We start from the raw sequence: 14262 nt of genomic DNA, 5'->3' as shown, positions 1-14262 counted from the left end.
CATGGCTCAATATCGCGTAGTACGAGCAAAACGGTCGCGCGCGCCTGTCACAGGCATAACTGGCCCGAAACAAACGTAGGAGCGAGCGCAGCTCGCGATGCGCCGCGCGGGCGGCGCTCGATCTCCGCCCCACCACAAAAATCAAGCCTGGCGTAACCGCACACTCCGCCACAACGCCGCGCGGGCGGCGCTCGATCTCCGCCCCACCGCAAAAATCAAGCCTGGCGTAACCGCACACTCCGCCACAACGCCGCGCGGGCGGCGCTCGATCTCCGCCCCACCGCAAAAATCAAGCCTAGCGTAACCGCAAACTCCGCCACAACGCCGCGCGGGCGGCGCTCGATCTCCGCCCCACCGCAAAAATCAAGCCTGGCGTAACCGCAAACTCCGCCACAACGCCGCTGTCATCAGCACACTCACCACAGCCCAGCTCCAGGCCTGTTGGTTCTCCAGCCCTTCCACGAACAACTGCGGCGCCACCCCGGCCCCGACGATGAACGCCAGCAACGCCACCTCCGGCCGCCGCGCCCGCACCGGCCACAACACATACACCAGCGCCGGCAACGCCAGCGCTGCGCTGGGGAAACTGCGGTAGCGTGGGTCGAACACCATTGCCAACATGCTCACCGCCGCCGCAAAGCCCGCCGCCAGCAACAGCCAGCCAGCTTGCACCTGTAGCCGGGCGAACAAGCGCTCACGCCAGCCGGCTCGCCGCGCCAGCGCCAACAACGCATGGGCCAGCACCAGCAGGTTCAGCCCGGCCAGCATCAGTGCCCATAACCACTCCGCGGCAAAGCGCGCATGGGTACGCATCAACTCGCCCCACAGGCCCACGCAAGCGGCGCCAAACGCCGCCAGCAATGGCAGCAGCAAGGCCGCCATCGGTGTAGCGGGGCGCCCGGCCAGCACCAGCATGATCACCATCAGCACGGCACTGGCCAGCAGCCACCGCGGCCAGTCATGCAGGTTGCTCACTGGCCCTTCGAGCACACCCTTGTCCTGCCGGTCCGCGTCGTATAACCCCCAGTAGCCGCCCACCGCGCCCTCATTGACGCGTTTCCATGGCTGATCGAAGGCTTCGATCAGGTTGTAGTGCCAGCCATTGCGCTCGGCCATGGCCACAAAGCCGCGGATGAAGCGCGCTTCATTGACCCGGCTGGGTACCGCAGTTTCGCGTTGGCGGCCTTCGCTGGGCCAGCCGGTTTCGCCAATCAGTATGTCCTTGGGCGCGAAACGTGTGCCGAATACCCGGCGCACGTCGGCGACGTGGGCCAAGGCCTCGTCGATGCCACGCGGGTCGTCCTCCCAGTAGGGCAGCAGATGGATGGTCAGGAAGTCCACTGCCGGGGCCACCTGCGGGTGCTGCAGCCAGAACTCCCAGACATCGGCGTAGGTCACCGGTACCTCGACCTGGCTCTTCACCCGCCCGATCAGCTTGGCCAGGTGGGCACCGGTCACCTCCTTGCGCAACAGTGTCTCATTGCCGACGATCACCGCGCTGACCACGTCAGGGTTGGCGTTGGCAGCGGCGATCAGCAGGTTGATTTCCTTCTCGGTGTCGGCCGGGTGGGCGTTCACCCAGGCGCCCAGCATCACCTTCAGACCGTGCTTGCGTGCCAGCGCCGGGATTGCCTCAAGACCGCTCATGGAATAGGTACGGATGCACTCAAACCGCTCGGCCAGTAACGCCAGGTCGGCGTCCATCCGCGCCGGGCGCAGGCGAAACGGCTGGTCATAAGGCGATTGGTCTTTGTCAAAAGGTGTGTACGAGGCGCACTGCAGCTTGTGTGCAGGGCTGGCCGCATCGGGCAGGTGCACTGGCTTGCCCAGCCCGTACCAGAGCCCCCCCAGCCCGAACAGGGCCAGCAGGCAGGCAAGCAGGTACAACGGTAACAACAGGCGGCTACAACTGGGCATCGGGCGGTCCATCGTCTGGCACAAAAGCATAGATAGTAGCCCGGCGCCAAACCTTTGGCATGCAAGGATCGCGCAGGCCGCTGCCGGCCGATGGCGCTAATGGCATAGTGCTGTCGCATATGGGGCGGGTACAGGTCGCAGCTGGATCAGGTCGTCTTGTGTTGCAGGAAGATGATGCAATCTCCAAGACCTGACGAGGGGATGCTTTGATGGCAACTTTGAAGAAAATGCGACGTTTACTGGGTGTGGGCACCGCCCTGGTAATGGCCATGAGCGCTGCACAGGCTATGGCCAAAGAAGTAAGCATTGGTTACGTGGATGGTTGGGCCGACAGCGTGGCGACCACCAACGTGGCTGCCGAAGTAATCAAGCAAAAACTCGGCTACGACGTGAAGTTGCAGGCCGTGGCCACGGGGATCATGTGGCAGGGTGTGGCAACTGGCAAGCTCGATGCCATGTTGTCGGCCTGGTTGCCGGTGACCCATGGCGAGTACTGGGCCAAGAACAAGGACAACGTGGTCGACTACGGCCCGAACTTCAAGGACGCCAAGATCGGTCTGATCGTCCCCGAGTACGTCAAGGCAGTGAGCATCGCCGACCTCAAGACCGATAACAGCTTCAAGGACAGGATCGTCGGCATTGATGCAGGCTCTGGTGTGATGCTCAAGACCGACCAGGCAATCAAGGACTATGGCCTGACGAGTTACAAGTTGCAGGCCAGTTCGGGCGCTGCGATGACTGCGGAGCTGGGCCGTGCCTATGCCAAGCACCAGTCGATTGCGGTGACCGGTTGGGTTCCGCACTGGATGTTCGCCAAGTGGAAGCTGAAGTTCCTCGAAGATCCGAAAGGCGTATATGGCGCGTCGGAAACCGTTAACAGCATCGGCAGCAAGGAACTGGCAACCAAGGCACCGGAAGTGGCGGAGTTCCTGAAGAAGTTCAACTGGCAGTCCAAGGACGAGATTGGCGAGGTGATGCTGGCGATTCAGGAAGGGGCCAAGCCTGAAGCGGCAGCCAAGGACTGGGTAGCCAAGCACCCTGATCGTGTGAAGGAGTGGACTGGCAAGTAACTTTGGGCGTTTCACGTTGTTTTTTTAACGCCAGTTAGATCGAGCGCCGCCCGCGCGGCGCATCGCGAGCTGCGCTCGCTCCTACGTTTGTTTCGGGCCAATTATACCTGTGGGTTTTTCGTGCGAACGCCTTGGCGCATGACGCAATATCGCGTCGCACAAACAAGGCGGTCGCGTGCGCCTGCCACAGGAATGACTGGCCCGAAACAAACGGAGGAGCGAGCGCAGCTCGCGATGCGCCGCGCGGGCGGCGCTGGTTTTATGCCCGACCGCAAAACCTGAACCGGTCCCTTGCCACCCCTGGCCAAATCTCTTCTTTGTTACGCAATCGGTAAAACACCGTTGCATCTAAGACTAAGGTCGTCTGGTTGGCGTCCGGCAGCCGCATAAAGTAAGGGTGTGGGTTCTTCCCCTACCTGTGCTGCTAGGACAAAAACAATGAACGACAGCATTTACCTCTCGATACAAAACAGCCCCCGTTTCAAGGAGCTGGTCACCAAACGCGAACGGTTCGCCTGGATTCTCTCGGCGATCATGCTCGGCCTGTACTGCGCCTTCATCCTCCTGATCGCCTACGGTCCTCATGTGCTGGGCGCCAAGCTCAGTCCTGAGTCATCGATTACCTGGGGCATTCCCCTGGGCGTCGGCCTGATCGTCTCGGCATTCGTCCTGACCGCCATCTACGTGCGCCGCGCCAACGGCGAGTTCGATGAGCTGAACAAGGAAATCCTGAAGGAGGCGCAACAATGATTCGCTCTGTCAAAGCCCTGGCCGTACTGGCCTGCGGAGCCTTTGCACCCGCCGTGTGGGCCGCAGATGCCCTGACCGGCGAGGTGCAGAAACAACCGCTGAACGTTTCCGCCATTGCCATGTTCGTGACCTTCGTCGCCTTCACGCTCGGCATCACCTACTGGGCCTCCAAGCGCAACAAGTCGGCATCGGACTACTATGCTGCCGGCGGCAAGATCACCGGCTTCCAGAACGGTTTGGCGATCGCTGGCGACTACATGTCAGCCGCCTCGTTCCTGGGTATTTCCGCGCTGGTGTTCACCTCGGGTTATGACGGCCTGATCTACTCGATCGGTTTTCTGGTCGGCTGGCCGATCATTCTTTTCCTGATTGCCGAACGCTTGCGCAACCTGGGCAAGTACACCTTTGCCGACGTGGCCTCGTACCGCCTCGGGCAAAAGGAAATCCGCACCTTGTCGGCCTCCGGTTCGCTGGTGGTGGTGGCGTTCTACCTGATCGCGCAAATGGTCGGCGCCGGCAAGCTGATCGAGTTGCTGTTCGGCCTGGACTACCATGTAGCGGTGGTCATGGTGGGTATCCTGATGTGCCTGTACGTGCTGTTCGGTGGCATGCTGGCCACTACGTGGGTACAGATCATCAAGGCTGTGCTGCTGCTGTCCGGTGCCAGTTTCATGGCGCTGATGGTCATGAAGCACGTGGGCTTTGACTTCAACACGCTGTTCACCGAAGCGATCAAGGTACACGCCAAGGGTGAGGCGATCATGAGCCCCGGCGGCCTGGTCAAGGACCCGATCTCGGCATTCTCCCTGGGCCTGGCACTGATGTTCGGTACTGCCGGTCTGCCGCACATCCTGATGCGCTTCTTCACCGTCAGTGATGCCAAGGAAGCGCGCAAGAGCGTGCTGTACGCCACCGGCTTCATCGGCTACTTCTACATCCTCACCTTCATCATTGGCTTTGGCGCTATCCTGCTGGTCAGCACCAACCCGGAATTCAAGGACGCCGCAGGCGCTCTGCTGGGCGGCAACAACATGGCTGCGGTGCACCTGGCCAATGCGGTGGGTGGCAGTGTGTTCCTCGGCTTCATCTCGGCGGTGGCCTTTGCCACCATCCTGGCGGTGGTGGCTGGCCTGACCCTGGCCGGTGCCTCGGCAGTGTCCCACGACCTGTACGCCAGCGTCTGGCGCAAGGGCAAAGCCAACGACAAGGACGAGATCCGCGTATCGAAGATCACCACTGTCGCCTTGGGTGTGCTGGCGATCGGCCTGGGGATTCTGTTCGAGAAGCAGAACATTGCCTTCATGGTCGGCCTGGCGTTCTCCATTGCAGCCAGCTGCAACTTCCCGGTACTGCTGCTTTCGATGTACTGGAAGAAGCTGACCACCCGCGGCGCCATGATCGGCGGCTGGCTGGGCCTGGTGAGTGCGGTGACGCTGATGATCCTTGGCCCGACCATCTGGGTACAGATTCTCGGCCACGAGAAGGCAATCTACCCGTACGAGTACCCGGCGCTGTTCTCGATGGCCATTGCCTTCGTCAGCATCTGGTTCTTCTCGGTCACCGACAAGTCCAAGGCGGCTGAGGATGAGCGCGCGCTGTTCTTCCCGCAGTTCGTGCGTTCGCAGACTGGCCTGGGTGCCAGCGGGGCGGTCTCGCACTAACGTCAACCCCTGCACTGAAAAACGCCCCGCCTGTCGGGGCGTTTTTTATTTTATGCAGTCAGAAATAGCCTACATACATACTCATGCTCTGCCCATAAAGTCTCCTCATGTCGTAAGTGCTCTATAGATGTCGGCACATTTGGGGAATGTTCAATGAAGTTACGCTGTTTGATCACCTTCGCTCTCCTTGGCGTGGCGGGCGCTGCCGGGGCGAAGGAAATACCGCAGGACATCAGTGTCCAGGCTGTCGTGTCGGTTCCAGAGTTTCAGGTGAACTCGGTTGACAGTTGGTGGGAGGACGTACTTCAGGCTGAATATGACCCGGACCGGGGTGTCTTCAAGCAAATTGAAAAAGAGGTGTTTGTAAAAAGTACCTACGGCCCGATCTACGCGAAAACCGACCGTTCGGAGTATCGGTTTACCCGGGTGGGCGGTGGAGAAGCGCCCCGTCGATACCACATCATGTTGAATCGCAAAAGAATGGGCACTGCACCGGTTGAAATCGTCAGTGCTGCTGAAGCCGCTCAGGGAAAAAGCATTCAATTCAGGTTCTATCCGATGCCGGAAGCGTCGTCGACTCGCATACCCGGCACCTATGTCACGCAAGCCACCTTGATGTTCGAAACAGGGGCGCCCTGATTCGCAATTCCATTCGGGTGCTCCAGTGTGCCCGCTATTTGTTGTGCAACCGTTAAAGGAAGTTTGATGTGAAATCCTATGTATTGGCTGTCCCGTTCCTTGCATTGTTTGCCGGTGCCGCTGTCGCGTCCGCCCCTGAGCCGATCACCCAGAATATTTCAGTGACGGCGATCATTCCCGGGAATGATTTTTCAGTGACCCCCGTAGGGGACTGGCTGGATAAAGGCGTGACACTTGAATATGAGTCGGAGCGCGAAGACTTCAAGGCGGTCAGTGAAAAGTTCTCGGCACAGAGTGATGTCGGCGCTATTCAGGCCCACCTGCTGCACACGGCATCGCTGCAAGACCCACAAACCGACGAGAAGATTGATCTTATCATCACTGTTGGGGATAAAAAGATGGAGTTGACGCCCGCGGAGGTCATGAGCGCGGAAGATGCTAAAGTTGGCAATGATCTTCCCATTACGTTTAATGCCATAAAGCCCGGCAATGGTTATGTAAAGGGTGAGTATGCCGGGACAGTGAGCGTGTTGTTTGAAACTTCCTCCAGCAGCCTTTGATTGAAGCAGTGCCGCCTGCCTCAACTTACTGGATGTTTACCAGTGTAGGGGCAGGTGTTGAAGTGGATTGAATCATGTTCCAGTTTGCTGCACCCGGCCGCGCACTCGCTGTCTGGCTGCTGGGTGCTGCCTGCCTTTTGCCCCTCGAAGTGTTGGCCGCGCGCGCGTCCAATGCCATTGATCTGAATACATTCGGGCGTTTGCCAGAAGACTTCGAGGCGCACTTTTTCGATGTGCCACTTGCCGTGCGAGTGGAGCTGGATCAACGCTACCTCGGCGATGCCATGGTGGTGCTGAGCCGTGATAACCGTGTGCAGTTGCTGGCGTTTACCGACACTGAGCAGAGCACAGAGCCGGCCACACTCAGGCAGTTATGGCAACAGCGCCTGGAGGGCGGGCGCATGCTGGGCGACTGCCTGCAAAACTGCCCGGACGGGTTGCAGGCTATCCATTACAGCCTGGCTAATTCCCAGTTGTCATTGCTGACGTCCAATGCCGAGAAGCGGGAGCAGGACGCGCTCTTTCACCGCCTCCCGGAGCAGAGTGACGCTGGGTTGCTGCTGCGTAACCAGCTCAACCTGGTCAATGATGGCAATCAGACCACGGGCAGAATCGGCCTGCTCGGTCAGGGCAACCTGCATAACTGGACGACGCTTGCCGATGCACGCGTGGATCGTAGCCCATCTGAGCAAGGCGATATGCGTTACCGCATGAACCAGCTTTACGCGCAGAGCCTGCATGAAGCGCATTTCTTTCGGCTGGGTTACTTCTCCACTGACTCACAAGGCCTGGTGCGCCAGCCAGCGCTGCTCGGGCGCCGCCCTGATAGCACGCTTGGCTTGATGCTGGGCAGCAGTGACAGCCTGCTGGTCGACAATGGCCAAGCCAGCGCCATCCCGGTCTATGTCACGCCGAACCGCCCGGGTATCGTCGAAATCTATCGCAATGGTTCGCTGATCAACAGTCAGCCGGTACAGGCCGGTTTACAGGCGCTCGACACGCGGGTATTGCCTGGCGGCATCTATGATGTAGAGCTGCGTTTGCTCGAAGACGGCCTGGAGACCTCGCGCAGCGAAGCGTCCATCTACAAGCCCAGCCGGTGGCAGAACATGGATAACCGCTGGCGTTACAACCTTTACCTGGGCCAGCAGGTCGAGCTGCTGAGCAACGGGGATGGCGAACGTGAACAGAGCCCGGTGTTCGGGGCCCTTTCCAACTACCTGATGCATCCTGCTGCGGTGCTGGGGCTGTCAGTGCAACAGGTCGATGCTGACCTGCAGTTGGGTACCTCGCTGGACTGGGACGTGCATGAACGGTTCAAGCTTTACGCCAGCCTCAATCAGACCCAGGGCCTGGGCAACGGCGGCGATCTGCAGTTGACCTACACCCATCCTTGGGGCTCGTTGCTGCTGAGCCACAACCAGACCTGGCTGGAACCTGGCAGTAGTGGTCGCGACGATACTTCACAGCGCCAGGTGCGCAGCCGCACCGCCTTTTCGATCAACCAGCGGATAACCGCGCGCAGTTCAGCGACGCTGCGCCTGGAACACAGTGCGGGCTCGGCAAGCGGCCTGGGTGCCGACCTGAGCTGGGCGTTCTACGGGAAGCTGCGGGGGCATCAGAGCAGTGTTCGCCTGTCACTTTTCGACAGGCCTGGAACGCGCAGCAGCGCTGGTGTCCGCAGCCGCGGCGTCAACGTTGCTGTAAGCATGAAGCTTGAGCGCGATGGCAGGCAGCTTGGGGTCGATGTGGGTAGCCGCGCCTCGCGTGAGGGGGGCAATGACCCCTACGCTTCGCTGTGGTATCGGCAGAACGTCGACCTGGGCCCCGTGCACAGCCTGGGGGGCAGCGCGACGCTCGACGGCTATGGCACCAGCCTGACGGCCAATGGGCGCTTCCACAGCCAGGCGCTGCAGGGCGATGCCTATGCCCAGAGTTCCTCTTTCAACAATAACCTCAGCGGTGGCCTCAACCTGGAAAGCACCCTGGCGCTTGGCGACGGGAAGCTGGCCATGGGTGGCAGCAGCCTGCCGCTCGAAGCCGGTTTGATCATCGATGTCGAAAGCGATCTGCACGGTGTGAAGCTGCGCGCCAACGATGGCCAGGGCATGAGTGCAGTGCTGCACCCCGGGCGCAATATCGTACCGGTGACGGCGTTCAAGTCTGGCCATGTGCGCTTCGACTTCGACACGAAGGACGTGCCGCCAGCACAGATCCAACCCCTTGCTGTGGACTACCACCTCAACCGCGGTGGGGTGGGGTACCACACAGTGAAGGTCATGCGAACGGTCACTGTGTTTGGCCGGCTGCTGGACGGGCAAGGCCAGCCACTGCACGGCGCGCATGTGGTCAATGACGCCGGGCGCACGGTTGTCGAGGCGGATGGCTATTTCAACGTGGAAATGAGTGAGTCACGGCCCACCTTGGAAATTCGCCATGGCACGGCAGGCAACTGCCTTCTGACATTACCGCCGGACAACTTTGATCGCGAGGATGACTTGCTGATTGTGGGTGATCAGCGGTGTGTGCCCAGTGTGGGCTGAGCCGCCATTCGGCATAACGCTGTAGAGGGCCCGATTCCCGGGCCGGTGGATTCGATATTGAGTAAACAGAGGTTGAAGATGCACAGGTTCACATTTCACTTGTCACCCTTGTTGTTCGTAGCGCTGATGCTGCCGTGGTTTGCCCAGGCCGGGCCACAGCTGGATGTCGGCGCGCTTTATGACTACCTCGAACCAGGCAAGGGCACCTATGCCAAACGTATCTACAACCGGGGGGACAGTACTGCGTTCGTCAAGGTCAGCGTGCTGGAGCTGGTCTACGACGGCCAGGCCGAACCCCGTGAGGTGGACGTCGATGAGCTGCCCTTCGATCAGCGCAGTGTTGTTGCCAGCCCTGCGCGGATGATCATCCCGGCACGTGGCATGCAGGCCGTGCGGCTGCTGTATCGCGGTGAACGAGACCAGGAGCGTTACTACCGGCTGCGCTTCATCCCGGTAGTACCGGAACGGGATGACAGCTTCGCGCTGGATGAAACGGAGCTTGAGTCTTACCGCAAAGAACTCAGTGCAGGTGTGCAGTTTCTGGCTGGCTACGGCACCATTTTGATTACCAAACCTGCTGCCACGCGGTACCAGACCTCGATCGAGCGAGCGGGGGGGAAATGGACCGTGCGCAACGAGGGCAATGCGACGGTGCTGCTCGACAACGTCCAGGTCTGTGTGCTGAACGAGGAGGAGTGTGAGCCTCCGGCCAAGCACCATCTTCGCCCCGGGCGTAAGCGCGAGTTCGTCGAGAAGCCCGGTGTCGAATACCGCTTCGAGCTGGTGGAAGGCGATGCACGCAAGGCCATGAGCTTCAAGGCAGAGTGAGAGGTAGGGGCATGTTTCGCAAGTGTGCAATGCTGGTACTGCTGTCTGGCATGTTGGGTTCGTCGTGGGCGCAAGCGGCCGATATTACGCTCAAGCTGCGTTACCGCGGCGAGACCCGGCAGTTTGAAAACCTGACGCCCCGGTCGTCCCCTGTGTGTACTCAGTTGCCGCAGCTTTGTGGCGATCCGCTGCAGGACCTGCTGGATGTGGGGGTCGAGTACTCGAAAACAGTCGATGGCGAAGGCGCCGACGGCTTCTACCTCTCGGCCCCTGTCCAGCCGACTACGCTACTGATGGTCCGTGACCAGACCGGTGAGCAAGTCAGCATGGACTTTGCCATTACCCACCTGGGCGGTGCGGTGACTTCGGACGATGGGGCACCGACGCTTGCGGCGCGCACGAGCCTGGACTCGAGTGGTTGCCAGGTTGCGTTGGCCAGCGCGGCCCATCGCCTGTTTCTGTGGTCGCCAGCCAGCAACGGGTGCTGGGCCAACGTCAACGCGGCGAATGCGAGCACTTACCACGTGAGTCACCTGACGCTGGGCTACAGGTTGAAGACGCCTTTACCGGCGAGCTTGAAGTCGGGCGTGTACCGAGGGCGCGTGGTCTATTCGATAGGCCCTGACAGGGATATAAGCCTGGGTTCGAGCCGAACGGTCTCCGGGCTCACGGACGATTCAGTGGCGATCAACGTCGAACTGGAGGTGGTGCATGACCTTGAGGTGCGTTTTGAGCCGGGTTCCGAGCAGGTGGCTCTGGTGCCGCGGCACGCGCAGGGGCATGGGAGCCGAGGGCGGGGTGCGGCAGACAAGCTGGAAAAAGACGTGACCTTCAGCCTGACTGCCAGTGGGCCTTTCAACGTCTGGGCGCTGTGCAGCACGGGGCTGGGCAGCACGTGCAATTTACGCTCGGCCAAGGGCCATGACATACCGCTGTATCTGGCCATGACTTTGCCAGGTGTTTCCTACCATGGCCGTTCGCTGTATCGGCAGGCAATGTCCTTTGGTGGAGCTGAGAACGCCATGAGCCTGGAAGTCCCGCCAGAGGGTGTGACCGGCAGCCAAGGGCAGTTGCATTTTCATGTATACCCTCGCGGCCACACCCAGGAACAGGACATGTTGCCTGGTATCGAGTATCAAGCTGTCGTGACGATGGTGTTCGATGCGAACCTGTAGGACGGCAACCGGGTGTTGCGACCCGCTTGCCATTCACCTCAAATGGTTGGATGAAGTGGCTATCCGCAGCGCGTCATATCATCCCAAGCAACAGCAGTACCAGCAGAATCACCAACACCACGCCAATAATGCCGGAAGGGCCATAGCCCCAGCTGCGCGAGTGGGGGAAGACCGGTAAGCCACCGATCAGCAGCAGAATCAGGATGATGATAAGGATCGTGGTCATGTCAAAGTCCTTGCATGATTAGGGGGCAAGAGCCTGAGAATGCTGGCCTCTCGATAATTCGGACCGGTGCGGGTTGGCAAAGATTCCATCCCCGTGCAGCCGTCTACCCAATCATGCCCGCCCATTCACTACCCTGATGAATCCTGCTGGATGGCAACGCCTTGATTAGACTCATCGGACTACCTGTCAGAACAAGGCCTGCGACCATGCAAAAACGCATCATGATCACCGGCGCCGGATCCGGCCTCGGCCGCGAGATTGCCCTGCGCTGGGCACGTGAGGGCTGGCGCCTGGCACTGGCCGATGTTAACGAAACCGGCCTGCGCGAAACGCTGGAGCAGGTTCATCAGGCCGGTGGCGACGGCTTCGTCCAGCGCTGCGATGTGCGCGACTATAGCCAGCTGACGGCCCTTGCCCAGGCCTGCGAAGAGAAATTTGGTGGGGTCGATGTGATCGTCAACAACGCCGGTATCGCTTCGGGCGGGTTCTTCGCCGAGCTGTCGCTGGAAGACTGGGACTGGCAGATCGCCGTCAATCTGATGGGCGTGGTCAAGGGTTGCAAGGCGTTCCTGCCGCTGCTGGAGCGCAGCAAGGGGTGCATTATCAACGTCGCCTCGATGGCTGCACTGATGCAGGGCCCGGGCATGAGCAACTACAACGTGGCCAAGGCCGGTGTGCTGGCATTGTCGGAAAGCCTGCTGGTGGAGTTGCGCCAGATTGAGGTGGCGGTGCACGTGGTGTGCCCGTCGTTCTTCCAGACCAACCTGCTGGACTCGTTCCGCGGGCCGAACCCGGCGATGAAGGCACAGGTGGGCAAGTTGCTCGAAGGTTCGCCGATCAGTGCGGCGGACATTGCCGACTATATCCATCAGCAGGTCGCTGCAGGCGAGTTCCTTATCCTGCCCCATGAGGCAGGGCGCCAGGCCTGGCAACTGAAACGCCAGGCCCCTGAGCGGCTGTATGACGAGATGGCCGAAATGGCGGTGAAAATGCGGGCAAAAGCCCAGTCGCGATGATAGGTCTGTAGGAGAAGTTACTCAAATGCGTAAGGGGCTTCTGAATCGCAGTGGAGCTATTGAGTAGCTGAATGCCTACGGGGCAGGCTCCGGTTTTCCCTTTTGCAGGAGGATCGGAACATGCTGGTAATAGGGCGTGAAGTGGGGGAGGTCATCATGATTGGCGATGATATCCGGATCATGGTGGTGGAGACCCGGGACGGCGTGGTGCGCTTTGGTGTGGATGCCCCGCGTGAGGTGCCGGTGCATCGAGCCGAAGTTTACAAGCGCATCAAGGCGTCCAAGCAGAACAAGGCCTGAACAGGCCAGACCTGCTATTCGAGCAGTTCGCGGGGCACATCATGCTTGGCCAGCAACTGGCACTGCTGGCTTTCCAGGTCGAAAAGGATGAAAGCCTGGCCTTTGGCCAACGCCTGGCGTACTCGCAGCACGCGGGTTTCCAGCGGGGTATCGTCGCCGTTGTCAGTGCCGTCGCGGGTGACGAAGTCCTCGATCAGGCGGGTCAGGGTTTCGGCTTGCAGTTGGTCGTAGGGGATCAGCATGGTCGGGTGGTGTCTGAAGTGGGTATGAGCATGCTACGCGAAACATTCGAGGTGTTGGGGCCGCTTTGCAGCCCCATGAGCGTTTAGCCTTTGTTTCCGACCAGGCTGTCCACCGCCGGTACCCGCGTGTCACTTTCCATCTGCGCATCATGTTCCAGCTGGTGGCTGAAGCGCTCGAGCGATGCATTGGCCGGCTGCGAGTCGCTGGCAAACACGGGCGGGCTCAGCAGGTAGGCTGACAACAGCCGGCTCAGCGCTGCCAGGCTGTCGATATGGGTGCGCTCGTAACCATGGGTGGCATCGCAACCAAAGGCCACCAGCGCGGTACGAATATCGTGCCCGGCGGTCACTGCCGAATGGGCATCGCTGAAGTAATAGCGGAACAGGTCGCGCCGCACCGGCAAGTCGTGGTCGCCGGCCAGTTTCAGCAGGTGCCGGGACAGGTGGTAGTCGTAAGGCCCCGACGAGTCCTGCATGGCCACACTGACCGCATGCTCGCTGGACGCCTGCCCAGGCGCCACCGGGGCGATGTCGATGCCGACGAACTCGCTGACGTCCCAGGGCAGGGCGCCGGCTGCACCTGAGCCGGTCTCCTCGGTGATGGTGAACAGCGGGTGGCAGTCGATCAGCGGCTGGCGGCCGCTTTCCACCACGGCCTTCAATGCCGCCAGCAATGCGGCTACGCCAGCCTTGTCGTCCAGGTGACGGGCGCTGATGTGGCCGCTTTCGGTGAACTCGGGCAAGGGGTCGAAGGCCACGAAATCACCAATGCTCACGCCCAGTGCCTCACAGTCGGCGCGTGTGGCGCAGTAGGCATCCAGGCGCACTTCCACGTGGTCCCAGCTGATCGGCATCTGGTCGATGGCCGTGTTGAAGGCATGCCCGCTGGCCATCAGCGGCAGCACGCTGCCACGGAATACCCCGGTATCGGTGAACACGCTAACCCGGCTGCCTTCGGCAAAACGGCTGGACCAGCAACCGACCGGCGCCAGGGCCAGGCGGCCATTGTCCTGCAACTGGCGCACGCTGGCGCCGATGGTATCCAGGTGGGCAGAGACGGCGCGGTCGGGGGTGGCCTGCCGACCTTTGAGGGTGGCGCGAATGGTGCCGCGGCGGGTCAGCTCGAAGGGGATGCCCAGTTCGTCAAGGCGTTCGGCCACGTAGCGCACGATGGTGTCGGTGAAACCGGTGGGGCTGGGGATGGCGAGCATTTCCAGCAGCACGCGTTTGAGGTAGTCGAGATCGGGTTCGGGGTGTCGCTCGGACATGTTGGGGACTCCTTTACTCCTGTGCTGGCCTCTTCGCGGGCAAGCCCGCTCCTACAGGTACAGCGCT

At 60.8% G+C, this 14262-nt stretch carries 14 protein-coding genes; 10 read left to right on the top strand and 4 right to left on the bottom strand.

Annotation, left to right across the window (positions count from 1 at the left end; translation table 11 throughout):
* Positions 1 to 363: 363 nt before the first annotated feature.
* Positions 364 to 1929 (bottom strand): beta (1-6) glucans synthase, encoded by a 1566-nt coding sequence (locus tag ACF8EA_RS18710; RefSeq protein WP_392522922.1) that lies wholly within the window; start codon positions 1927 to 1929, stop codon positions 364 to 366.
* Positions 1930 to 2126: 197 nt separating this feature from the next.
* Here ACF8EA_RS18710 and ACF8EA_RS18705 point away from each other — a divergent pair, with 197 nt between their 5' ends.
* From ACF8EA_RS18705 to ACF8EA_RS18670, 8 genes are all read left to right on the top strand, one after another.
* Positions 2127 to 2987: a glycine betaine ABC transporter substrate-binding protein gene (locus tag ACF8EA_RS18705; RefSeq protein ID WP_021782468.1), complete on the top strand. Its 861-nt coding sequence runs from the start codon at positions 2127 to 2129 to the stop codon at positions 2985 to 2987.
* 438 nt (positions 2988 to 3425) lie between these two features.
* Positions 3426 to 3737 carry a DUF485 domain-containing protein gene (locus ACF8EA_RS18700; protein WP_010952786.1) on the top strand — a complete coding sequence of 104 codons (312 nt, stop codon included), beginning with the start codon at positions 3426 to 3428 and terminating at the stop codon, positions 3735 to 3737.
* Positions 3734 to 5398 (top strand): cation acetate symporter, encoded by a 1665-nt coding sequence (locus ACF8EA_RS18695; protein ID WP_392522921.1) that lies wholly within the window; start codon positions 3734 to 3736, stop codon positions 5396 to 5398. Before ACF8EA_RS18700 ends, ACF8EA_RS18695 begins: the two co-directional genes overlap by 4 nt.
* 153 nt (positions 5399 to 5551) lie before the next feature.
* Positions 5552 to 6037: a hypothetical protein gene (locus ACF8EA_RS18690; RefSeq protein ID WP_021782465.1), complete on the top strand. Its 486-nt coding sequence runs from the start codon at positions 5552 to 5554 to the stop codon at positions 6035 to 6037.
* 68 nt (positions 6038 to 6105) lie between these two features.
* Positions 6106 to 6597, top strand: coding sequence for a CS1 type fimbrial major subunit (locus ACF8EA_RS18685; protein WP_028698289.1), 492 nt, complete (start codon positions 6106 to 6108; stop codon positions 6595 to 6597).
* A gap of 74 nt (positions 6598 to 6671) precedes the next feature.
* The gene (locus ACF8EA_RS18680) at positions 6672 to 9140 is read left to right on the top strand and encodes a CS1-pili formation C-terminal domain-containing protein (RefSeq protein ID WP_392522919.1); all 2469 of its coding nucleotides are present in this window, start codon (positions 6672 to 6674) and stop codon (positions 9138 to 9140) included.
* A gap of 78 nt (positions 9141 to 9218) precedes the next feature.
* Positions 9219 to 9968, top strand: a complete 750-nt coding sequence (locus tag ACF8EA_RS18675; protein ID WP_274101334.1) for a molecular chaperone — start codon at positions 9219 to 9221, stop codon at positions 9966 to 9968.
* A gap of 11 nt (positions 9969 to 9979) precedes the next feature.
* Positions 9980 to 11143, top strand: a complete 1164-nt coding sequence (locus ACF8EA_RS18670; RefSeq protein ID WP_392522918.1) for a hypothetical protein — start codon at positions 9980 to 9982, stop codon at positions 11141 to 11143.
* 73 nt (positions 11144 to 11216) lie between these two features.
* Here the strand turns inward: ACF8EA_RS18670 and ACF8EA_RS18665 are convergent, their stop codons facing one another.
* Positions 11217 to 11369: a DUF3309 family protein gene (locus ACF8EA_RS18665; protein WP_003252624.1), complete on the bottom strand. Its 153-nt coding sequence runs from the start codon at positions 11367 to 11369 to the stop codon at positions 11217 to 11219.
* A gap of 206 nt (positions 11370 to 11575) precedes the next feature.
* Between ACF8EA_RS18665 and ACF8EA_RS18660 the strand changes: the two genes are divergently transcribed.
* Both ACF8EA_RS18660 and csrA read left to right on the top strand, forming a co-directional pair.
* Positions 11576 to 12385, top strand: coding sequence for an SDR family oxidoreductase (locus ACF8EA_RS18660; RefSeq protein WP_084850779.1), 810 nt, complete (start codon positions 11576 to 11578; stop codon positions 12383 to 12385).
* A 120-nt stretch (positions 12386 to 12505) separates the two neighbouring features.
* Positions 12506 to 12685 (top strand): carbon storage regulator CsrA, encoded by a 180-nt coding sequence (csrA, locus tag ACF8EA_RS18655; RefSeq protein ID WP_021782459.1) that lies wholly within the window; start codon positions 12506 to 12508, stop codon positions 12683 to 12685.
* Between the two features lie 14 nt (positions 12686 to 12699).
* On the opposite strand, the gene ACF8EA_RS18650 is transcribed toward csrA, so the two are convergent.
* Positions 12700 to 12927: a YheU family protein gene (locus tag ACF8EA_RS18650; RefSeq protein ID WP_004575803.1), complete on the bottom strand. Its 228-nt coding sequence runs from the start codon at positions 12925 to 12927 to the stop codon at positions 12700 to 12702.
* Positions 12928 to 13010: 83 nt separating this feature from the next.
* A complete protein-coding gene (locus ACF8EA_RS18645; protein ID WP_021782458.1) occupies positions 13011 to 14195 on the bottom strand; it encodes an osmoprotectant NAGGN system M42 family peptidase in 1185 nt (394 codons plus the stop codon).
* Positions 14196 to 14262 lie beyond the last annotated feature (67 nt).

Origin of the sequence: Pseudomonas sp. YQ_5 (genome assembly GCF_043103305.1) — a bacterium.
Classification (GTDB): Bacteria; Pseudomonadota; Gammaproteobacteria; order Pseudomonadales; family Pseudomonadaceae; genus Aquipseudomonas; species Aquipseudomonas putida_Y.
The sequence above is the reverse complement of the archived record's forward strand: the minus strand, read 5'-3'. Positions and strand labels throughout refer to the sequence as shown.

Coding starts and splice junctions, on each gene's coding strand:
- ACF8EA_RS18660 (WP_084850779.1), top strand. CDS start 11,576: ATGCAAAAACGCATCATGATCACCGGCGCCGGATCCGGCCTCGGCCGC.
- csrA (WP_021782459.1), top strand. CDS start 12,506: ATGCTGGTAATAGGGCGTGAAGTGGGGGAGGTCATCATGATTGGCGAT.
- ACF8EA_RS18680 (WP_392522919.1), top strand. CDS start 6,672: ATGTTCCAGTTTGCTGCACCCGGCCGCGCACTCGCTGTCTGGCTGCTG.
- ACF8EA_RS18645 (WP_021782458.1), bottom strand. CDS start 14,195: ATGTCCGAGCGACACCCCGAACCCGATCTCGACTACCTCAAACGCGTG.
- ACF8EA_RS18650 (WP_004575803.1), bottom strand. CDS start 12,927: ATGCTGATCCCCTACGACCAACTGCAAGCCGAAACCCTGACCCGCCTG.
- ACF8EA_RS18690 (WP_021782465.1), top strand. CDS start 5,552: ATGAAGTTACGCTGTTTGATCACCTTCGCTCTCCTTGGCGTGGCGGGC.
- ACF8EA_RS18705 (WP_021782468.1), top strand. CDS start 2,127: ATGGCAACTTTGAAGAAAATGCGACGTTTACTGGGTGTGGGCACCGCC.
- ACF8EA_RS18695 (WP_392522921.1), top strand. CDS start 3,734: ATGATTCGCTCTGTCAAAGCCCTGGCCGTACTGGCCTGCGGAGCCTTT.
- ACF8EA_RS18665 (WP_003252624.1), bottom strand. CDS start 11,369: ATGACCACGATCCTTATCATCATCCTGATTCTGCTGCTGATCGGTGGC.
- ACF8EA_RS18675 (WP_274101334.1), top strand. CDS start 9,219: ATGCACAGGTTCACATTTCACTTGTCACCCTTGTTGTTCGTAGCGCTG.
- ACF8EA_RS18700 (WP_010952786.1), top strand. CDS start 3,426: ATGAACGACAGCATTTACCTCTCGATACAAAACAGCCCCCGTTTCAAG.
- ACF8EA_RS18670 (WP_392522918.1), top strand. CDS start 9,980: ATGTTTCGCAAGTGTGCAATGCTGGTACTGCTGTCTGGCATGTTGGGT.
- ACF8EA_RS18710 (WP_392522922.1), bottom strand. CDS start 1,929: ATGGACCGCCCGATGCCCAGTTGTAGCCGCCTGTTGTTACCGTTGTAC.